Origin of the sequence: Halomonas sp. 3H (assembly GCF_024206005.1) — a bacterium.
Classification (GTDB): domain Bacteria; phylum Pseudomonadota; class Gammaproteobacteria; order Pseudomonadales; family Halomonadaceae; genus Halomonas; species Halomonas campaniensis.
Window position 1 is genome coordinate 3825349 of the sequence record NZ_CP100360.1, and the last position, 19649, is coordinate 3844997.

Below are 19649 nucleotides of genomic sequence, written 5' to 3' on the forward strand. Positions count from 1 at the left end.
GAACAGCGCCATGGCACATGCACCATGGCCAAAATTCATAAAGATTCTTGGTTATATCTATCAAACTGGCCGACGGGTGCCGGCCAGCCATGCTTCTTCAAAGCTTGAGTACCGGGTTATTTGAAAGCAACGTGAAGGCTATAACGATGGGCGTCCCAACTATCCCCACCCGGCGCGGAATTTCCTGATACCACCAAGCTATACTGGCCGGCCGGCAACGCTTCTCGAATTTCAAAGTCGCCACCAGAAGACCTCACCTGACTCAAGGTATTGCCCTGAGCATCGATCAACTCGGCTTTCATTGGCAGTATGGAGTGCATCCCGGGGAAGTGACTGCTAGCAATCTTGACCGCTGCGGCTTCATTCAGGTTGAGTTGGTAAGTATGCGGCTGGCCAGAATTAATGATCACGCTAGGCGTGCTACCTTCCTGCAGAGCGCTTTCGCTTGATGCCGTGGTGCCAAAATTGGCAAAAGCCGGGACAGAGAACAAGCTAACAACGGCAGCGGTAAGAGCAACCTTCTTGATCATGATACACCTCACTTTTTACGATGAATATTACGCCAAATTATCTTACAACCGTCAGGACTATTACTTTCAACTTCGGGCGTGATAGAGTAACCATTTTGCCTACTCATCCCCCGTGTTGTTTGTTCATGTAGGCATAGTACGTTTCAGTAGCGGACAGGATGCTGACTCGAAAATGACATTTTTGTCATGTTGAGCCAGACCCGCCAGCGGAGGCTTCATGAAGTTATTGATTGTTGAGGACGAGCCAAAGACCGGCGACTATCTGGCGCAAGGCCTTAGAGAAGCCGGCTTCGTCGTTGACCTGGCGCGCGATGGCCTGGATGGCCTGCACTTGGCGCAGACCGGGGAGTATGACCTGCTGCTGCTTGACGTCATGCTGCCTGGGATGGATGGCTGGACCATCCTGCAAATGGTGCGCCGCGCAGGGCAGGACGTACCCGTACTCTTTTTGACCGCACGAGACGAGGTCGACGACAGAGTACGGGGGCTCGAGCTCGGGGCGGATGACTACCTGGTCAAGCCGTTCGCCTTCTCCGAACTGCTTGCCAGGGTCCGCTCACTGCTGCGGCGCGGGAAGGCACGTGAGCCAGAAGTGTTCCGGGCCGCCGACCTGGAGCTCGACCTGCTACGGCGACGAGTCACTCGAGCTGGCGAGCGGGTCGACCTCACCGCCAAGGAGTTTGCATTGCTCGAGCTCTTGATTCGACGCCAGGGAGAAGTCCTCCCCCGTTCACTGATCGCCTCCCAGGTGTGGGACATGAACTTCGACAGCGATACCAACGTCATCGATGTCGCCGTCAGACGGCTACGTGCCAAGGTGGATGGCCCCTTCACTGTCAAGCTGATCCGGACCGTAAGAGGCATGGGGTACGTGCTGGAGTCAGGGGAGGCTCAATGACCTTTTATCCACTCTCCTTGACGGCGCGCTTGGCCACGCTCTTCTCCTTGCTGGTCGCAGGCCTGCTGTTGCTGCTTGGACTGTGGCTCGAGCATCTGATTCGGGGCCACTTCGATGAAATCGATCACATGGAATTGACAGCAAAGCTGAACATGATCGAGAACCTGCTTGACCGAGTCGACAGCCCCGCCGCACTCAATACACTGTCCCGATATCTTGACGAGCTATTGACGAGCCATGCGACGCTGTCCGTCTCCATCCGCGATGAGGAGCAGCGAATACTCTACGCCTACCAACCGGAGTTTCTCGAGCCAGTAAAGAATGGAGACGTTGCCTCACCCAGTACCCGCTGGAGCGTGGCGGGCTACGAATTCATTGGTCATGAGGTTCACAAGCGCCTTCCTCTACCGCAGTCCATACCGGTACATGTCCTGCTTGGCCTAGATATCACGCACCATGCTCACTTTCTCGAGGACACCCGCCGCTACCTTTGGACGGGCATTGCGATAGCCGCCCTGCTGACAGCATTGCTCGGCTGGCTGGTCGCACGTCAAGGCCTCGCTCCACTCAAACGGATCACGGCTGCTGCCAGGCGGCTATCGGCCGAACGCTTGGGAGAAAGGCTGGACCTTCAAGCCACGCCACCGGAAATGGTCGAGCTAGCCAATGCGTTCAATGGCATGCTGAACAGGCTCGAAGCCGACTTTCAACGCCTCAGCGAGTTTTCGGCGGATATCGCCCATGAGCTGCGCACCCCGGTGTCCAATCTGCTTACCGAAACCCAGGTCGCCCTGTCACGACCACGCAGCACAGAGGAATACCAGGACGCACTGCACTCCAACCTGGAGGAGCTGGAACGACTGGCGCGAATGATCGCCGACATGCTGTTCCTGGCCAAAACCGATCATGGGCTACTGCCAAACCCTGCCGAACCGGTTCACCTAGAGGAGGAAGTGACCGCTTTGCTGGAGTTCTATGATGCCCTTGCCGAGGAGAAACAGGTCAGGATGCAGCTCAGTGGTACCGCCACAGTCACCGGCGACCACCTGATGCTTCGCCGAGCGATTGCCAACCTGGTGTCGAACGCCGTGCGGCACACACCCCCTGACGGCAGGATCGCGATCACCATTACCCATGACCAGGATATGGCGAAACTGTGTGTCAGCAATCCTGGAGAGACGATCCCCGCCGATCAGTTACCGAAACTGTTCGATCGCTTCCACCGGGCCGACAGCATCCGCAACCACCATGGCGAAGGCGCAGGTCTGGGACTCCCCATCACCCGATCAATCGTCAAGGCCCATGGTGGAGACGTCGCGGTCCGTTCTCAGAATGGCATCACGACCTTCTGCCTCACCCTGCCGCTCTCCGGCACGCAACGTACATAATCGGAGGAGTGATTCGATGGCTCTCATTTCCAGTCAACCCAATCGCTCTGCCCGCCTTGTCGCGCTCGCCGTGGGGATCCCCTGCTTCCTGGTGCTGGCCGTGCTCATGGCCATGCCCTTCATGGCGGGGGATGAAACGACCCTCCGGGTCGACGGCCCGGTACCGACTCAGCCGGGGGCAGAACGCGGCGGGGTCCGCTTCTCCGGCACGGTGCACCAGTGGAGCGTGGCGGGCAGTCTCGTGATCGATGCCGAGCAACAGGCGCAACTCTTCTTCCAGCTGCGCGGGCCCGACGGTAACCCGCCTCGACAGGCCATGCGCGTCCCGATCACCTTCGTCATGCCCGGCCATGACATTTCACTCAGCCAGACGGCCGAACCGACCGACCGCGACAGCTACGCGCTCGCGGCACCGCTCCCCATGTCGGGTGCCTGGCAGATGCGTATGACGTTCTCGGACGTGACCGGCGTGCTGGCGTTCGACGTCAGGGACTGACGATGCCAGGGATGCACCACGGCGGCGACATCCAGCCTCAGAGCACGGGCGCGAGCAGATAGGCCGCCCGCGCCGCCACCCGGTGCCAGAGCGACTGAGCCTCGATCTCTGCTGGGTGCATCTGCCGGGACCGCGCGAAATCCGCCTCGAACATCGACTCGACCTCAGCGGCGAACGACGGGTCCATCACCAGCGCCGTGACCTCGAAATTGAGGCGGAAGGAGCGGTTGTCGAGATTCACGGTACCTACCGCCGCACCGATGTCGTCCATCAGGAAGGCCTTGCCGTGCAGGAAGCCCTCCTCGTAGCGATAGACCTTGACCCCCGCCTCGAGCAGCGAATCGAGGAAGGCGTAGGCGGCGAAGTAGGTCAGCGGATTGTCCGGGCGCTCCGGGATCAGCACCCGCACGTCCACGCCGCTCAGGGCGGCCAGCTTGAGCATCGCGAGCACCCCCTCGTCGGGCACGAAGTAGGGGCTGGAGATCCAGATCCGTTCATGGACGGCATGGATCGCCTGCTGGATCATCAGGCTGGCGGTCTCGAACCGATCCGCGGGCCCGGTCGGCAGGATCAGCACCGGGGTGCCGTGGTGGCTCGGCACCCGTGGCGTCCAGGGCAGCTCGGGCAGTTCCTCCGTGGCCCAGTGCCAGTCCTCGAGGAACACCAGCTGCAGTGCCAGGGCCGCCGGCCCCTCGATCAGCAGGTGGGTGTCGCGCCAGGGACCGATGTCCGTGTGGCCCTGAAGGTACTCGTCGCCGACGTTGAAGCCCCCCACCCAGGCCCGCTCGCCGTCGGCCACCACGATCTTGCGATGGTTGCGGAAGTTGAGTTGGAAGCGATTGCCCGGCCCACGGGTAGAGTGGAAACGATGCACCTGGACCCCGGCCTCCTCCATCTCCTGAAGATAGCGGCCCGGCAGCGCATAGCTGCCGATCTCGTCATAGAGGAAGAAGACCTCGACGCCTTCCCGTGCCTTCTCGATCAGCCGGGCCTGCAGCGCCAACCCCACCTCGTCGGCGCGCACGATATAGAACTGCACCAGCAGATAGCGCTCGGCGGCCTCGATACCGGCAAACAGGCTCTCGAAGGTCTGCTCGCCATCGATCAGCAGCTCCACCCGGTTGCCACCCAGAAACGGCAATTTGGCCAGCTGCTCGACGCCCACCAGGTGCTTGTCGGCGTGAGCGGCCGAGACCCCGTGAGCGCGCAGCTCCGCCAGCTTGTCGGCCAGCGCCAGCCCCAGCGCCGAGTCCTCGTCACGTCGGGAAGACACATAGCCCTGGAACTTCGTTCGGCCGAACACCCAGTAGGCGGGCACGGCCACATAGGGCACCGTATTCAGCGAGACGATCCACGCCACCGCCCCCTGGGAGGTCCGGCTCGACATCATCGCATCCAGCGACGAGGCCAGGCCCACCAGGTGAGCGATGCCCATCACCAGCAGGAACCGGCACCAGGGTCGACGTCGTCTGGCCGGCATCTGGCCTGAGGCGGGTGATTCTCGCGCCCCCCTCACCTGCGGCATCCGCTCTGGCGTCCGTTCAGCAAGCTCATGCTTATCATGGCCGTTTCTCTCGTGCCGAGTCGGCGGAAGCGGCGCTGGCAGGGTCAACCTGCTGGAGATAGATCACGCCCAGCAGCTGGCGACGCACCAGCCAGACGAGCAGCGGCGGCAACAGCAGCCACTGCAGCAGCGGGGCCAGCCCCGTCCCCAGCAGCGGCAGGGTGGGCATCAGCTCACCGTACTGCCAGCGATCCCGCAGCACCGTGGCGTGCCACTCCAGGCCGATCGTGATCACGACGCCCACCGCCACGAAGCCGAGAAGTTCACGCGCATCCGGGCAGCGCAGCCAGTCGCGCCGTCGCCGCACCCCCGCCACGACCCAGTAGGCGACAAGGGCGATAAGCACGTCACCCAGGGTCGCCCGTGTGCAGAACAGGACGGCGTCCCAGTGCGCCATGGCCGGCATCTCGGCGAAGAGGGGGACCTGCAGGAACTCCCAGGGGAAGTTGAGCAGCAAGGCGAACAGCGCCACGTTGAATTCCGGAGTGGCCAGAAGTTGCCTTACCAGGCCGCCTCTGCCCCTGGCGAGCCTGTGCCCTAGTCCGGTCACTGCTTCTGCCTCAGGGCCGCGTCTAACGGTAGCGCCATGGTTTGACGACGCGACCAGACGATCACCACCACGCCGGCGGCAATCATCGGCAGGGTCAGCTGCATGCCCATGGTCACCCAGCCGAAGGCGATGAAGCCGATATGCGGATCGGGCAGACGCACGAACTCCACGGCGAAGCGGAAGACGCCGTAGAGCAGCAGGAAGAGCCCGGAGATCAGCCCGGTGCGGCGTGGCTCACGGGACAGCCACCAGAGCACCGCGAACAGCACCACCCCCTCCAGGGCGAACTCGTAGAGCGCCGTGGGGTGGCGCGGCTCCGGCCCCATGTGCGGGAAGGGCATCGCCCAGGGCAGCTCGCTGACCCGGCCCGGCAGCTCGTGGTTGATGAAGTTGCCGATCCGCCCGGCACCCAACCCGATCGGCACTAGCGGGGCGATGAAGTCGGTCAGCGACAGGAAGCCGAGCCGCTTCTTGCGCGCGAAGAGCCAGGCCGCGACCAGCACCCCGACCAGGCCGCCGTGGAAGCTCATCCCCCCTTCCCAGATCTTCAACAGCCATAGCGGGTCGGCCAGCCACTGCCCGCTGCCGTAGAAGAGGGCATAGCCCAGCCGCCCGCCGAGCACCACGCCCACGGCGGCATAGAAGATCAGGTCGCCAATGTCGTCGTGGGTTAGGCCCAGTCGATGGGCGCGACGGCGGCCCAGCCACCAGGCGGCGACGAGGCCCGCCACGTACATCAGGCCGTACCAGTGGATCGCAAACGGACCGAGGCTGATGGCCACCGGGTCAATCTGGGGATATTGCAGCATGCGGTACCTCCCGGTTCACTCGAGTCGCGACCAGTCGCGTCCACCGTTATCGCTGATCAGCAGCTGGTTCAGGTCATCGGCCGCCACCAGGCGCTGGGGATCGTTCGGATCCACCGCCAGATGCATCAAATAGCGCTCTTCCCAGCCCCGCTTCACCACCTCCCAGTCACGGCTGGCTTCTTCAGCTCGCAGCAAGCCAACATCGAGTACAAAGGCGTAGAGTCTCCCCTGGCTGGCCACCGCCAGGCTCACTGGGCGGCGTTCAGGGTATATCTGGCGCCAGCGCTCACCGCCGTCCGGACTCATCAAGAGCCCGGTCTGAGTGGCAGCATAGAGCTGATCGGAATCACGGCTCGAGGCGGCCAGGGCAATCAGCCCAGCCGGTGCCTTGGCTCGAACCTGCCAGCTGCTCCCGCCATCCTCGCTGACCTGGAGCTGGCCGGCATAGGCTCCGTAGAGCGTGTCGGGGCTGGCCGCGCTGATGGTCAGCTGATGGAAATCCACCGGGCCATCAACGCCGGAAGCATGCCTGGACCAGCTTCGACCTCCATCGGTGGACATCACCACCCCGAGGTTGCCTCCCCTGGCAGGGTGGCCGCTCGCAAAGAAGGTCTCAGCCTCTTTGGGGTGGGGCGCGAATCCCATGAAATCATGGGTCTCCTCGGAGACCCGGCGGGCCATCCCATCGCTACCCACGGCATAGAAGCCTTGGTGGGTGGCCAGCCACAGTCGTTCGCCATCGGCTCGGTCGAAGGCCAGGCCGTGAATGTGGGTCTGCTGTCGCAGCTGCTCGAGGCTGATGCCGCTCGGCTCGCGGGAACAACCCGCCAGCAGGGTCAGTAGCACGGCCATGACAAGTGGCCATCGATAATGGGTCATGACGTCATTTCCTTATCTTTCGTCAGGTGTGGCCGGCGCCATGCGAACCACCGCATGGCGCCGAAACACGATACGGCAAGGTCAGCTCACGCGGATTGTCGCCATCATGCCTAGCGCCTCGTGCTCGATGATGTGGCAGTGGAACAGCCAGTCGCTGTCGGCATCGCGGGTGGCGATCACCTGGAAGTGGGTGCCATGCACGTGGAAGGGCTAGATCGACCACGGCGCCTTCAAGGGGGGAGAGGTTCAGGCGCGAGGAGGCCGCTCGAAGGGAGCAGGAGGTCCCGATGGATAGCCCAGAGCGGGCCCGGACGGGGGAAGGGGGGAGGCCATCGCGCCAATGGTCAACCGAGCAAAGGTGGCGCCACACTGGGCACAGGGCATGCAACAAGGAGAAGCCAAGGAGGCATCCGGCTCGCCTGGGTCGGCGGTTGCCGAGAGGTCCCAGTCCGCCGGCCCCTGCATGGCCGAACGCTCCTCCAGCTGACTCTCCAGGCAGGAGGCATCACCGTGATGCCCGCCCGCGGCCACAGGCGGCGCAATGGCCAGCACCAGGGCCATCAGCAGGCTGAGTAGCCAGTGATAGGAGAGTCGACGCATTAGGGACAAGCGGCCTTGTGAGCCAATGGAAGCGCGAGTATTTCACGGCCAAGAAGAGAGCCGCAACCCGAGCCCTGCATGCAGGTTTACCAACGGAGTTCCTTTGATGTGAATCAATGGACAGGGCACGGCGGTGGACCAGGGTAAGGTCAACGCGGTACCGAGAAGCGAGCCCCCGTCATGCAGCCACAGGCGCCTGAACAGTGTGCAGATCACGGCCGGAGAGGAATCTCCCTCTGGCTTGCTGCCTTGTTCGTGCTGGCACTGCTGCTCGCCGCACCCCTGGCCAAGTAAGCTGCTTGGCGACGTTCATAATATCGGGCATGACGCAAAACGCCTCGGCGTCTATCACTCGCTACAGCGCTATCACGCGCAAGAGCGGGCCGCCCAACCTGGTGCTTGAGGCCTATCTGGAAGAACTGAATCGCCTGATCTCCGGAATCTCGAAGGCCCCGTAGGCCTGCAGCAGCGCGCCAATCGTGCGATACTTCGCGCTTTCCTCACGGCACACGCCGCTTCACCCAGTTGCCAATCAGGGATGCCGACCATGCCCCAGGGTACCCTCTTCATCGTTTCCGCCCCCTCCGGTGCCGGCAAGACCAGCCTGGTCCGCGAACTGATCGACAGCCTCGACGGCCTCCAGGTCTCGGTCTCCCACACCACCCGCGAGCGCCGCAACGGCGAGGTGGACGGCGTCAACTACCACTTCATCGACGTCCCGGCCTTCGAGGCGATGATCGAGCGCGGGGAGTTCTTCGAGCATGCCCGCGTGTTCGACAACTACTACGGCACCTCGCGCCCCGCCGTTCAGGCGGCGCTGGCCGCCGGCCAGGACGTGATCCTGGAGATCGACTGGCAGGGCGCCCGCCAGGTGCGCCAGCAGATGCCCGATGCGGTGTCGATCTTCATCCTGCCCCCTTCCCGGGAGGAGCTCGAGCGTCGACTGGCGAGCCGCGGCACCGACGAGCACGCGGTGATTGCCCGGCGCATGCGCGATGCCGTCAGCGAGATGTCCCACCACGACGAGTACGACTATCTGGTGATCAACGACGACTTCACCACCGCCCTGCGCGAACTGCAGTCGCTGGTGATCGCCCGCCGCCTGACCCTCCCGCGGGCCGGAGAGCACCACGCCCCGCTGCTGAAGGCCCTGCTCGCCTGACGGCGTGGCGCTTGTCACGGCAACCGGGCGTCGAGTAACCTATCGGGTCTATCCATTGGTGGAATCTCCGCCCCGCGTGCCTCGCAGGGGCTTCGGCGGTTCCCCGTCAGCTGCAGGAAGACATCCATGGCGCGAGTCACAGTCGAAGATTGTCTGGAAAACGTCGAAAATCGCTTCAAGCTGGTGATGATCTCCACCCAGCGCGCGCGCCAGCTGGCCCGCGGCTCCCGTGACGCCCAGCTGCCCTGGGAGAACGACAAGGCCACCGTGGTGGCGCTGCGCGAGATCGCCGCCGGCCTGGTCGACGAGAGCGTGCTCGACGAGCCGGTCGAGGCGCCGGTGCGCGTCATTCGCGAGCCGCACTACGGGGCCGGCGCCGAGGAGTGATCCCGCACGACGGCTTCCCGCCGCCTTCCCTTCCAGGGCACTCACGCAGGAGTCAGGGCGCGCTGCATGTTCACTATCGATGACCTGGCCGACCGTCTCGGCGGCTACCTCCCCCAGAGCGAGATCCAGCAGGTCAAGCGCGCCTTCTACTACGCCGAGCAGGCCCACGACGGCCAGCGCCGGCGCTCCGGCGAACCCTATGTGACCCACCCCCTCGCCGTGGCCAATATCCTGGCCAACATGCACATGGACCATCAGAGCCTGATGGCCGCCATGCTGCATGACGTGATCGAGGACACCGGCGTTGGCAAGGAGGCGCTGGCCGAACAGTTTGGCAAACCCGTGGCGGAGCTGGTGGACGGCGTCTCCAAGCTGACCCAGATCACCTTCGAGGACAAGGCGGTCGCCCAGGCCGAGAACTTCCAGAAGATGGTGCTGGCGATGTCCCGGGACATCCGGGTGATCATCGTCAAGCTGGCCGACCGGCTGCACAACATGCGCACCCTGGGCGCCCTGCGCCCCGAGAAGAAGCGCCGCATCGCCCGCGAGACCCTCGAGATCTATGCCCGCATCGCCAGCCGGCTGGGCATCAACACCATCCGCGTCGAGCTCGAGGACCTCTCCTTCCAGGCGCTGCACCCGATGCGCGCCGAGCGCATCAAGCGCGCCGTCTCCAGCGCCCGCGGTCACCGCCGCTCGGCGATCCGGCAGGTCCAGAACGCCCTGCAGCAGAGCCTCGACGACGAGGGACTGCCCGGCACCGTGGTGGGCCGCCAGAAGCACCTGCTGTCGATCTACAAGAAGATGCGCGACCAGCGCAAGTCGTTCGCCGAGATCATGGACGTGTTCGGCTTCCGCATCATCTGCGACGACGTCGACAGCTGCTACCGCATCCTCGGCGTGGTGCACAACCTCTACAAGCCGGTACCCGGGCGCTTCAAGGACTACATCGCCATCCCCAAGGCCAACGGCTACCAGAGCCTGCACACCACCCTGTTCGGCACCGGCGGCATGCCCATCGAGGTGCAGATCCGCACCCGCGAGATGGAGGCCATGGCCAACAACGGCATCGCCGCCCACTGGCTCTACAAGGCCGGCCAGACCCAGCACCCCATCGCCGAGGGCAGCCACGCCCGGGCCCGCTCGTGGATCAAGGGGCTGCTGGAGATGCAGCGCCACGCCGGCGACTCCCTGGAGTTCATCGAGCACGTCAAGAACGACCTCTTCCCCGACGACATCTACGTGTTCACCCCCAAGGGCGACATCATGGAGCTACCCCAGGGCGCCACGGTGATCGACTTCGCCTACAGCGTGCACACCGACATCGGCAACGGCACCATCGCCTGTCGCATCGACCGCCACCTGGCCCCGCTCTCCACCCGCCTGGAGAGCGGCCAGACCCTGGAGATCATCACCGCCCCGGGGGCGCGCCCCAACCTGGCCTGGCTCAACTTTGTGGTGACCGCCAAGGCCCGCTCGGCGATCCGCCATGCGCTCAAGCACCAGCAGCATACCGAGGCGGTGCAGCTAGGCCGGCGGCTGCTCAACAAGTCCCTGGCCAACTTCGAGACCAGCCTGGAGGAGCTGCCCGAAGCGCCGCTGGCCAGCCTGCTGGCCGAGCTCGGCCTGAAGAACGAGGACGCCCTGCTGGAGTCCATCGGCCTCGGCACCCGGGTCGCCCATGTGGTGGCGCGCCGCCTGATCGACCTGCAGCAGGGCGAGTCGCGGGTCGCGGGCGAGCCCGAGCGACACGCCCACGGGCCCATCGTGATCAGCGGCGCCGAGGGCATGGTCATCAAGTTCGCCCGCTGCTGTCACCCGCTGCCCGGCGACCCGGTGATCGGCCATCTCTCGGTGGGCAAGGGGATCGTGGTGCATCGTGCCGAGTGCCGCAACCTGGGCGAGCTCAGGAACGATCCGGACAAGCTGTTCGCCCTGGAGTGGTCCGACGACATCGCCGAGGACTTCCCGGTGGCGCTGCGCCTCGAGGTCGAGAGCCGCCGCGGCCTGGTGGCCGAGCTCGCCGGCCTGGTCACCGATGCCGACGCCAACATCGAGCGCATCGGCATCGAGGAGCGCGACGCCCGCCTGGCCACCGTCAACCTGATCCTCTCCGTGCGCGATCGGGTCCACCTGGCCCGCATCATCAAGCGGCTGAGAAACCTTTCCCACGTCGGCAGGATCTCGCGCGTCGGCAACTGAATCCGTCCCTGGCCCGCCCGTCGCGGCTGCGGCGGGCGGGCCATCTCTTTCATGCGTCACCACCCTTCAACGCCACCACGGAGAACGTCCATGAGCAACAAGGCCGTGATCAACACCGACCAGGCGCCCGCCGCCATCGGCCCCTACTCCCAGGCCATCAAGGCCGGCAACACCGTCTATCTCTCCGGCCAGATCCCCCTGGACCCGGCCACCATGGAGCTGGTCTCCGACGACTTCGAGGCCCAGGCCCGCCAGGTCTTCACCAACCTCAAGGCCGTCTGCGAGGAGGCCGCGGGCTCCCTGGGCGAGATCGTCAAGCTCAACCTCTACCTGGTCGACCTGGGCAACTTCGCCGTGGTCAACCAGGTGATGGAGGAGTTCTTCGACAAGCCCTACCCGGCCCGCGCCGCGGTGGGCGTGAAGGCGCTGCCCAAGGGCGCGCAGTTCGAGGCGGAAGCCGTGATGGTCATCGGCGACTAGGAGAATGCGGCTCTTCCTGGCGCTGGTGCCGCCGCCCGGGCTGCGCGAGCGGCTCGGTGCCCTGGCGGACGCCGCCCACGCCCGTTGCGGCGGGCGCCGCATGCCCGACGAGAGCCTGCACCTCACCCTGGCCTTCCTCGGCGAGGTCGGCGACGACCTGGCCGTGGAGCTGGCTGAGGAGGTCCGCTCGCTGGCCATCCCCGCCGGGCGCTGGACGCTGGATGCCTGGGGCCACTTCCGGCGCCCGGGCATCGTCTGGGTGGGCGGGCGCCGTCCAGATGCCGCCCTGCAGCGGCTGCACGAGCGGCTGTGGGACCGCCTGGAGGCCCGCAAACTCCCCGGCCGCCCCTCCCGTTTCATTCCCCATGTCACCCTGCTGCGCCGGGCCGAACGCCTCGAGGCGGACGACCTGCCGCACCTTGACCTCGAGTGGCCCTATAATCAGGTGACGCTGATCCATTCGATCAACGACGGACAGGCCGCACGCTACGTGCCCCTGGCGCGCTCTCGGGCGACCTGAGCCATCACGGGACTGAGGGGAGAAGGGAATGTCTCTCGAATCGCACCGGGCGGCCTGCGCCGCCCTGACGCTGCTGGTGGCTTGCGGCCCGGCCATGGCCGACCTGCAGGTCGCGGCCGGTGCCACCAGCGAATCCACGGTCGCCCTCAAGGTGGAGGTCGACCGGATCGTTCCGCTGGCGAGCCTGCACCCCCGGCTGGAGCTGCGGCTGGCGACCGGCCTGCTGCTGCTCTCCAGCGAGGAGGAGGACGGCAACGCCGCCTGGCTGGTCTCGCCGGCGCTGCGCTGGACCTTCTCCGGCGAGCGGGGCGCCTTCCTGGAGGCCGGCATCGGAGGCGCGCTGTTCCTGGAGACCCGCGTGGACTCCCGTGAGCTCTCCACCGCCTTCCAGTTCGAGGATCGCCTGGCGCTGGGCCTGCCCTGGGCCAGCGGCGAGCTCTCCCTGGCGCTGACCCACTACTCCAACGCCGGCATCAAGAGACCGAATGACGGCTTCGAGACGCTGACGCTGGGTTACCGCTTTCCTCTCTGATTACCCGACGCCGATCACGCCTTTTCGGGCAGGAAGCCGCCCTCCCTGAGCACCTGGGCATAGCCCTCGCGGTAGCTGGGATAGCGGAACACGTAGCCGCTCTCCAGCAGGCGGCGGTTGTCGCAGCGCTTGCTGGCCCGGCGGCGCAGGGGCGACTGGATGGTCTCGGTGGCCTCGACCTTGAGCTGCTTGGCCAGCCAGCTCATCACCTCGTGCAGCGGCGCCGGCTCGCAGTCGCTGGCCAGGTAGAGGTCGTGGAGCGGCCGGTCGGCCAGGGCCAGCTCGATCAGGTGGGCCAGCACGCCGGCACAGTCGTCACGATGGATGCGGTTGGTGTACATGGCGGGGCTGGAGGGGGCGATGCGCCCCTCGCTGACCTGGCGGATCAGCCGATCGCGGCCGGGGCCATAGATCCCCGAGAAGCGCACCACGGTACCCGGCAGGTCGTGGTCGATCAGCGCCTGTTCGGCCTCGCGCATCAGCACCCCGGAGAAGCCGCTGGGATCAGTGGGGCTCGCCTCGTCGACCGGCTCACCGGCCTGCTGCGGGTAGACGCTGGTGGAGGAGACGAAGAAGACCCGGCGCGGCGGCCGCTGGCGGCCGGCAAACTCGGTGAGCACCGCCTTGAGCCCCTCGGGATAGGCGGTGCGGTAGGCCTCCTCGTCGAAGTGGTCGGCGCTGACCACATAGACCAGCACCTCGGCATCCGGCAGGCCGGCCAGGGAGGCGGGATCGGCGAGGTCCGCGGCGATGGCCTCGAGGCCGCTGCCCTCCAGGGCGCCGGGGTTGCGGCGCACCCCGACCACCCGCTGGCCGGCCTCCTGCAGCCGCTGCCCCAGTGACCGTCCGATGTCCCCGCAGCCCAGAATAAGCGTTGTTGTCTTCACCTTTCCCTCGCCCCCTGATAAAAAGTCCCTATTGGATTTTCAAGAGGATGCCGTTCAGGCAACCATCATGACTCTAACAGAACTCCGCTACATCGTGACACTGGCTCAGGAGCGCCATTTCGGGCGCGCCGCCGAACGCTGCTTCGTCTCCCAGCCGACCCTGTCGGTGGCAGTGAAGAAGCTCGAGGAGGAGCTGGGCGTGGCGCTGTTCGAACGCTCGAAGTCCACCGTCCAGGTCACCCCGCTGGGCGAGAAGATCGTCGAGCAGGCCCAGCGCGTGCTGGAGCAGACCGGCGTGATCAAGGAGCTGGCCAACGCCGGCAAGGACCAGCTGGCCAGCCCCCTGCGCATCGGCGCCATCTACACCATCGGGCCCTACCTCTTCCCGCACCTGGTGCCGGAGCTGCGCCGACGGGCGCCGCAGATGTCGCTCTACATCGAAGAGGGCTTCACCGGCAACCTGCGTCGCAAGCTGAGAAGCGGCGAGCTCGATGCCATCATCGTGGCGCTGCCCTTCACCGAGACCGACGTCCTCACCAAGCCCCTCTACGAAGAGGCCTTCGAGGTGCTGATGCCCGCCGACCACCCCTGGGCCGAGCGCGAGACGATCCACAAGGAGGACCTGCTGGGTGAGCGCCTGCTGCTGCTGGGCGAGGGACACTGCTTCCGTGACCAGATCCTCGAGGCCTGCCCGGCGATCAGCCACAAGCTCGCCAGCCCCACCAACACCCTGACCGCCGAGGGCGGGTCGCTGGAGACCATCCGCCACATGGTCGCCTCCAAGCTCGGCATCACCGTGCTGCCCCGCTCGGCCATCGGCACCGGCCACTACGAGAGCGGACTGCTGATCAGCCGCCCCTTCAGCGAGCCGGCCCCCTCGCGCACCGTCGCCATCGCCTGGCGCGCCAGCTTCCCGCGCCCCAAGGCGATCGATGCCTTGACCGACGCCATCGCCCGCTGCCGCGAGGCCGAACTCGAGCCGGCATGAGCGCTGACCCCCAAGCGCTCGACGCGCCGGTCACATCGCTCAAGGGGGTCGGTGAGGCCCTGGCCCTGAAACTGGCCCGGCTGCGCATCGCCAGCGTCGCCGACCTGCTCTTCCACCTGCCGCTGCGCTACCAGGACCGCACCCGCATCACGCCCATCGGCACCCTACGCGCCGGCCATGAGGCGGTGGTGGAGGGCGAGGTGGTGGCCGCCGAGGTGGTGCGCGGCCGACGCCGCAGCCTGCTGGTGAGGCTGCGCGACGGCAGCGGCATCCTCAGCCTGCGCTTCTTTCACTTCTCGCCGGCCCAGCAGCAGCAGTTCCAGCCCGGCAGCTGGGTGCGCGGCTTCGGCGAGGCCCGCGCCGGCGCCACGGGGCTCGAGCTCTATCACCCGGAATACCGCCTGCTCAAGGCCGACGCCCCGCCGGTGGAGGACCACCTGACCCCCATCTACCCGACCACCGAGGGGCTGCACCAGACCCGCCTACGGGCGCTGATCGAGCAGGCCCTGGCACAGCTGGAGGCCCACCCCGAGGCGTTGCCCGACTGGATCAGCGAGGACCTGCGCGCCCGCTTCCGCCTGCCCGAGCTGCACCACTGCCTGCACGTGCTGCACCAGCCGACCCCGGACATCGACCCCGAGACCCTGGCCAGCGGCCATCACCCGGCCAGTCGCCGCCTGGCCCTGGAGGAGCTGCTGGCCCATCGCCTGAGCCTCCAGGAGGTGCGCCTGCGCATCCAGGAGGATGGCGCGCCGGCGCTGGCCAGCGGGCGCAGCCTGCAGGCGCGCTTCCTCACCCAGCTGCCCTTCTCGCTGACCGGTGCCCAGCGCCGGGTGCTGGACGAGATCGCCGCCGACCTGGCCCGCGAGACGCCCATGCTGCGCCTGGTGCAGGGCGACGTCGGTTCCGGCAAGACGGTGGTGGCCGCCATGGCGGCCCTCTCCGCCATCGCCGGGGACTGCCAGGCGGCGATGATGGCCCCCACCGAGCTGCTGGCCGAGCAGCACTACCGCGCCTTCCGGGCCTGGTTCGAGCCGCTGGGCATCGAGGTGGCCTGGCTCTCCGGCAAGCTCAAGGGCAAGGCGCGCCTCGACACCAAGGCGGCGATCCTCGACGGCCGCGCGCGCATGGTGGTGGGCACCCACGCGCTCTTCCAGGGCGACGTGCACTTCCAGCGCCTGGGCCTGGCGATCATCGACGAGCAGCACCGCTTCGGCGTCCACCAGCGCCTGGCGCTGCGCGAGAAGGGCGAGGCCGGCGGCCTGACGCCCCACCAGCTGGTGATGACCGCCACGCCCATCCCGCGCACCCTGGCGATGAGCGCCTATGCCGACCTGGACGTCTCGGTGATCGACGAGCTGCCCCCCGGGCGCACGCCCGTCAAGACCGTGGTGGTGCCCGACGAGCGGCGCCCCGAGGTGGTGGCACGCATCCGCCACGCCTGCGCCGAGGGCCGTCAGGCCTACTGGGTCTGCACCCTGATCGAGGAGTCCGAGGTGCTGGAGTGCCAGGCCGCCGAGGCGACCCGCGACGAGCTCACCGAGGCGCTGCCGGAACTGGCCATCGGCCTGGTCCACGGACGCATGAAGCCCAGCGAGAAGACCGAGGTGATGGCCGCCTTCAAGGCGGGCGAGCTGGACCTGCTGGTGGCCACCACGGTGATCGAGGTGGGGGTCGACGTGCCCAACGCCAGCCTGATGATCATCGAGAACCCCGAGCGGCTGGGGCTCTCCCAGCTGCACCAGCTGCGCGGCCGAGTGGGGCGTGGCTCCACCGAGAGCTTCTGCGTGCTGCTCTACCACGGGCCGCTGTCGGCCCACTCCAGGGAGCGCCTGGCGGTGATGCGCGAGACCAACGACGGCTTCCGCATCGCCGAGAAGGACCTGGAGCTGCGCGGCCCGGGCGAGGTGCTGGGCACCCGCCAGACCGGCCTCGCCCAGATGAAGATCGCCGACCTGGAGCGCGATGCCGACCTGCTGGAGCGCGTTGCCCCCCTGGCCGAGGCGCTGCTGGCCACCTACCCGGAGGCCAGCCGCCCGCTGATACGCCGCTGGCTGGGCGAGGAGGCAGGCCGCTACGGGCAGGTGTAGCGCTCAGATATGCTTCAGTAGCCGCTGCAGCTTTTGCAGGTCGGCGGAGTCGCCGACCAGGCGCACGGTGCCGGCCATCATCCCGTCGAGGAAGGCCTGCTGGGTGGGTTTCCTGAGTACCTTGAGCGCGGTGGCCTGATCCTCGAAGCGCAGCTCCAGGTCGAGGTCCACCGGCAGGCCGCGGCCGGCGCGGATGCCGTCTGGCGACATGCGGTAGTGGCGGGCGATGGCCAGATCCTCGGTGGCGATGCCCCAGTCGAGGCCGCGCATCTCGCCGAGCAGCTCACGGAAGCGGGGCTTGCGGCGCAGGGCACGCTTGAGCAGCAGTCCCAGCAGCCAGAGCATCAGTCGCAGCTTCATGGGGGGTTCCGCGCTGGAGGAGGGATAACGTTCAGCGACCCGCACCGCGGCGGGCCGCATCGAGGGGTGCCTACTTGGCGACGGCGTCCTTGAGGCCCTTGCCCGGCTTGAAGGCCACGGTCTTGCTGGCCGGGATGGTCAGCGGCTGGCCGGTCTGGGGGTTCTTGCCGGTGCGAGCGGCACGCTCGCGCACGGTGAAGGTGCCGAAGCCGATCAGCGAGACATCCTGCCCCTGGGACACGCTGCCGGTGATCTCGTCGAGAATGACGTTGAGCACCTGGCTCGCCTTGTCCTTGGAAAGATCGGCACGCTCGGCAATCGCCGCGGCGAGTTCTGGCTTACGCATAACAGCCCTCCTGGTGTTGGCTTATGCCTCCGGGCGCAGTGGATGGTCGCCGGAGGTATTGTTGTGGTGGTGAGTTCCCCGATCCGTGTCACTCGCATGCGGCCTTCCCGACTCGAGAAGACGGCATGCGAATGACACCGGCCTATCCCGATGCGCCCGCCGGCAGGGCCGGTGGCGACACCGTGTCCTAGCCTAGCAACGGCGGTGCGGCCCGCGCCAGTTCAACTTTCCGACGGACACAGGCCCCTGTCAACGCAAATCCGATCAAACGACCGTCCTCGGCCTCGGCCAGGGCCGTCATGTCTCCCGCCTCGCCCTCGAGTCGCCAGCGTGCCGGGGACCGCGCCGGCGGCAGCGCCACCACCGGCAGCAGGGGCGTCTTGACCACCACCGGCCAGGGGCCGTAGCTGACCGGGGTCGGCGTGCCGGTGAGGGTGCGCGCCAGCGCCTTGGCGCAGGCCTGCAGCGGTTGCACGTACATGGCATTGACGCCGTCCACGCAGGCCACGTCGCCCAGGGCGTGGACACCCGGCGCCGAGGTGGCCAGGTAGCGGTCGGTGTGAATTCCCGCGGCACTGACCGCCAGGCCCGCCGCCTCGGCCAGCGCGGTGCGCGGCCGCAGGCCGGTGGCCACCAGCACCAGGTCGGCCTCCAGGCGGCTGCCGTCGTCCAGGGTGACCCCCACGGCTGCCCCGGCCTCCGCCAGGGCCGTCAGGCCGGTTCCCAGCGCCAGCACCATGCCGGCCTCCTCGAAGGCCTCCCCCAGGGCCCGCCCGAGGGGCACCGGCAGTAGCCGCGCCAGGGGCGCGGCCTCCGGGGCCACCAGGCTCACCTCGTGGCCGCCGGCCAGCAGGTCGTTGGCGAACTCGCACCCCACCAGCCCGGCACCGATGATCGCCACCCGCGCCGGCCGACCCAGCGCCTCGAGCGCCCTATGGAAGGCCCGGTAGTCATCCAGGTCGTTGACGCTGAAGACCCGCCCAGCCACGGCCTCGGGCACCGCAAAGGGCACGGCCGGCGCCGCCCCGGTGGCCAGCACCAGCTCGCCCCAGGGCAGCCGCTCCGCGCCGAGGCTCAGCGTCCTGGCCGCGAGATCGATGCCCTCGACGCGGGCATGGGTGCGCACCACGGCGCCCAGCTCGTCGGCCACCTGCAGGGCGCTGCGGGCCGCCAGGCGCCCCGGCGGCAGGCGCTTGGCGAAGCCGGTGGAGAGCAGCGGCTTGGCGTAGTCGTCGCCGCTGTCGGCGGTGATCAGGGTGACGGGGCGTTCGGCGTCCAGGGCCCGCAGCTGGCGGAGCAGGCCGATGCCGGCCATGCCGGAGCCGATGATGGTCAGCGGAGCGCTCATGGGACTCCTCGGTCAGGGAAGGGATGACACCGCATGTTACACTACCCGCCCCCTTGATCGACGCGGAGCCCGACGGTGTCCGACCTGCCACCTGCCGACACCCGCGCCCCGGCGCACTGGATTCCCCTGGCCGCGGCCCGACCCGCCATGGCGCCTGCCTGGTGGCGATGGGTCGCCTCCCGCGACTCCCTCACCGCCCGACTGACCGAGGCCGGCCATCCGCGGCCCTTCCGGGTCCGGCTGCTCGACCAGCGCATCGGCCTGCCGCGCCGCGACGAGGCGCTGGCCCTGGGGCTGCCGCTCCACCGCCAGGCCTGGCTACGCGAGGTGGCCCTGTGCCTGGGCGAGCGCCCCTGGGTGGTGGCCCGCTCGGTGGCGCCGCTGGACGAACTGCGCGGCCAGCGCCTCGATCGCCTGGGCGAGCGCTCGCTGGGCAGCTGGCTGTTCCGCCAGCCGGACCTGGAGCGCGGCGAGATCGAGGTGACCTCGTCCCCCGCCGGCTTCCATGCAGGCCGCGGGCCCTGGGGCCGGCGTTCGGTGTTCCGCCACGGCGGCTTCCGGGTACTGGTGCAGGAGTGGTTCCTGGACGCCATGGCGGATGACCTCGCCCTCCCTTCGCGCTAGGCTCTGGGC

At 67.2% G+C, this 19649-nt stretch carries 22 protein-coding genes; 12 read left to right on the forward strand and 10 right to left on the reverse strand.

Translation table 11 applies throughout. The annotated features are described in order from the left end of the window. Positions 1-116: 116 nt before the first annotated feature. On the reverse strand, positions 117-530 hold the full coding sequence (locus NFC98_RS17580) for a hypothetical protein (protein WP_254276182.1): 414 nt from the start codon (positions 528-530) through the stop codon (positions 117-119). A gap of 217 nt (positions 531-747) precedes the next feature. Between NFC98_RS17580 and NFC98_RS17585 the strand changes: the two genes are divergently transcribed. The 3 genes from NFC98_RS17585 to NFC98_RS17595 are packed head-to-tail and all read left to right on the forward strand — an operon-like array spanning position 748 to position 3312. Further along, positions 748-1428: a heavy metal response regulator transcription factor gene (locus NFC98_RS17585; RefSeq protein ID WP_254276183.1), complete on the forward strand. Its 681-nt coding sequence runs from the start codon at positions 748-750 to the stop codon at positions 1426-1428. Next, the gene (locus NFC98_RS17590) at positions 1425-2816 is read left to right on the forward strand and encodes a heavy metal sensor histidine kinase (protein WP_254276184.1); all 1392 of its coding nucleotides are present in this window, start codon (positions 1425-1427) and stop codon (positions 2814-2816) included. The genes NFC98_RS17585 and NFC98_RS17590 overlap by 4 nt, the downstream gene beginning before the upstream one ends. Positions 2817-2832: 16 nt before the next feature. Further along, complete coding sequence (locus NFC98_RS17595; protein WP_254276185.1) at positions 2833-3312, forward strand: hypothetical protein; 480 nt, start codon at positions 2833-2835, stop codon at positions 3310-3312. A 37-nt stretch (positions 3313-3349) separates the two neighbouring features. Here NFC98_RS17595 and cls read toward each other — a convergent pair whose 3' ends face one another. From cls to NFC98_RS17620, 5 genes are all read right to left on the reverse strand, one after another. After that, entirely contained in the window at positions 3350-4792 is a 1443-nt protein-coding gene (cls, locus tag NFC98_RS17600) for a cardiolipin synthase (RefSeq protein WP_254276186.1), read from the reverse strand. 79 nt (positions 4793-4871) lie between these two features. Beyond that, positions 4872-5348, reverse strand: coding sequence for a hypothetical protein (locus NFC98_RS17605; protein WP_254276187.1), 477 nt, complete (start codon positions 5346-5348; stop codon positions 4872-4874). 74 nt (positions 5349-5422) lie between these two features. Next, positions 5423-6235, reverse strand: a complete 813-nt coding sequence (gene lgt, locus NFC98_RS17610) for a prolipoprotein diacylglyceryl transferase (protein ID WP_254276188.1) — start codon at positions 6233-6235, stop codon at positions 5423-5425. Positions 6236-6250: 15 nt separating this feature from the next. Then, positions 6251-7114, reverse strand: a complete 864-nt coding sequence (locus tag NFC98_RS17615) for a F510_1955 family glycosylhydrolase (RefSeq protein WP_254276189.1) — start codon at positions 7112-7114, stop codon at positions 6251-6253. 81 nt (positions 7115-7195) lie between these two features. Beyond that, positions 7196-7315 carry a multicopper oxidase domain-containing protein gene (locus NFC98_RS17620; protein ID WP_254276190.1) on the reverse strand — a complete coding sequence of 40 codons (120 nt, stop codon included), beginning with the start codon at positions 7313-7315 and terminating at the stop codon, positions 7196-7198. A 946-nt stretch (positions 7316-8261) separates the two neighbouring features. On the opposite strand from NFC98_RS17620, the gene gmk reads away from it, so the two are divergent. The 6 genes from gmk to NFC98_RS17650 all read left to right on the forward strand — a co-directional run bounded on the left by gmk (position 8262) and on the right by NFC98_RS17650 (position 12997). Beyond that, a complete protein-coding gene (gene gmk / locus NFC98_RS17625) occupies positions 8262-8876 on the forward strand; it encodes a guanylate kinase (protein ID WP_254276191.1) in 615 nt (204 codons plus the stop codon). Positions 8877-9002: 126 nt separating this feature from the next. Continuing rightward, the gene (rpoZ, locus tag NFC98_RS17630) at positions 9003-9263 is read left to right on the forward strand and encodes a DNA-directed RNA polymerase subunit omega (RefSeq protein ID WP_183329947.1); all 261 of its coding nucleotides are present in this window, start codon (positions 9003-9005) and stop codon (positions 9261-9263) included. Positions 9264-9329: 66 nt separating this feature from the next. Next, on the forward strand, positions 9330-11465 hold the full coding sequence (locus NFC98_RS17635) for a bifunctional (p)ppGpp synthetase/guanosine-3',5'-bis(diphosphate) 3'-pyrophosphohydrolase (RefSeq protein WP_254276192.1): 2136 nt from the start codon (positions 9330-9332) through the stop codon (positions 11463-11465). Positions 11466-11555: 90 nt separating this feature from the next. Then, a complete protein-coding gene (locus tag NFC98_RS17640; protein ID WP_254276193.1) occupies positions 11556-11945 on the forward strand; it encodes a RidA family protein in 390 nt (129 codons plus the stop codon). 4 nt (positions 11946-11949) lie between these two features. Beyond that, positions 11950-12465, forward strand: a complete 516-nt coding sequence (gene thpR, locus NFC98_RS17645) for an RNA 2',3'-cyclic phosphodiesterase (RefSeq protein ID WP_254276194.1) — start codon at positions 11950-11952, stop codon at positions 12463-12465. A gap of 28 nt (positions 12466-12493) precedes the next feature. After that, positions 12494-12997 (forward strand): acyloxyacyl hydrolase, encoded by a 504-nt coding sequence (locus tag NFC98_RS17650; protein ID WP_254276195.1) that lies wholly within the window; start codon positions 12494-12496, stop codon positions 12995-12997. A gap of 14 nt (positions 12998-13011) precedes the next feature. On the opposite strand, the gene NFC98_RS17655 is transcribed toward NFC98_RS17650, so the two are convergent. Continuing rightward, on the reverse strand, positions 13012-13884 hold the full coding sequence (locus NFC98_RS17655; protein WP_183329942.1) for an SDR family oxidoreductase: 873 nt from the start codon (positions 13882-13884) through the stop codon (positions 13012-13014). A gap of 67 nt (positions 13885-13951) precedes the next feature. On the opposite strand from NFC98_RS17655, the gene NFC98_RS17660 reads away from it, so the two are divergent. Together NFC98_RS17660 and recG are read left to right on the forward strand one after the other, a co-directional pair. Then, a complete protein-coding gene (locus NFC98_RS17660) occupies positions 13952-14872 on the forward strand; it encodes a hydrogen peroxide-inducible genes activator (protein ID WP_254276196.1) in 921 nt (306 codons plus the stop codon). Next, the gene (recG, locus tag NFC98_RS17665) at positions 14869-16962 is read left to right on the forward strand and encodes an ATP-dependent DNA helicase RecG (protein WP_254276197.1); all 2094 of its coding nucleotides are present in this window, start codon (positions 14869-14871) and stop codon (positions 16960-16962) included. Before NFC98_RS17660 ends, recG begins: the two co-directional genes overlap by 4 nt. Before the next feature lie 3 nt (positions 16963-16965). Here recG and NFC98_RS17670 read toward each other — a convergent pair whose 3' ends face one another. From NFC98_RS17670 to NFC98_RS17680, 3 genes are all read right to left on the reverse strand, one after another. Further along, positions 16966-17322, reverse strand: a complete 357-nt coding sequence (locus NFC98_RS17670; protein ID WP_254276198.1) for a hypothetical protein — start codon at positions 17320-17322, stop codon at positions 16966-16968. A 70-nt stretch (positions 17323-17392) separates the two neighbouring features. Beyond that, positions 17393-17668 carry an HU family DNA-binding protein gene (locus tag NFC98_RS17675; protein ID WP_183329938.1) on the reverse strand — a complete coding sequence of 92 codons (276 nt, stop codon included), beginning with the start codon at positions 17666-17668 and terminating at the stop codon, positions 17393-17395. Positions 17669-17855: 187 nt separating this feature from the next. Beyond that, positions 17856-19016, reverse strand: coding sequence for an FAD-dependent oxidoreductase (locus NFC98_RS17680; RefSeq protein ID WP_254276199.1), 1161 nt, complete (start codon positions 19014-19016; stop codon positions 17856-17858). A gap of 147 nt (positions 19017-19163) precedes the next feature. On the opposite strand from NFC98_RS17680, the gene NFC98_RS17685 reads away from it, so the two are divergent. Beyond that, a complete protein-coding gene (locus NFC98_RS17685; protein ID WP_367948969.1) occupies positions 19164-19640 on the forward strand; it encodes a chorismate lyase in 477 nt (158 codons plus the stop codon). Positions 19641-19649: the final 9 nt, after the last annotated feature.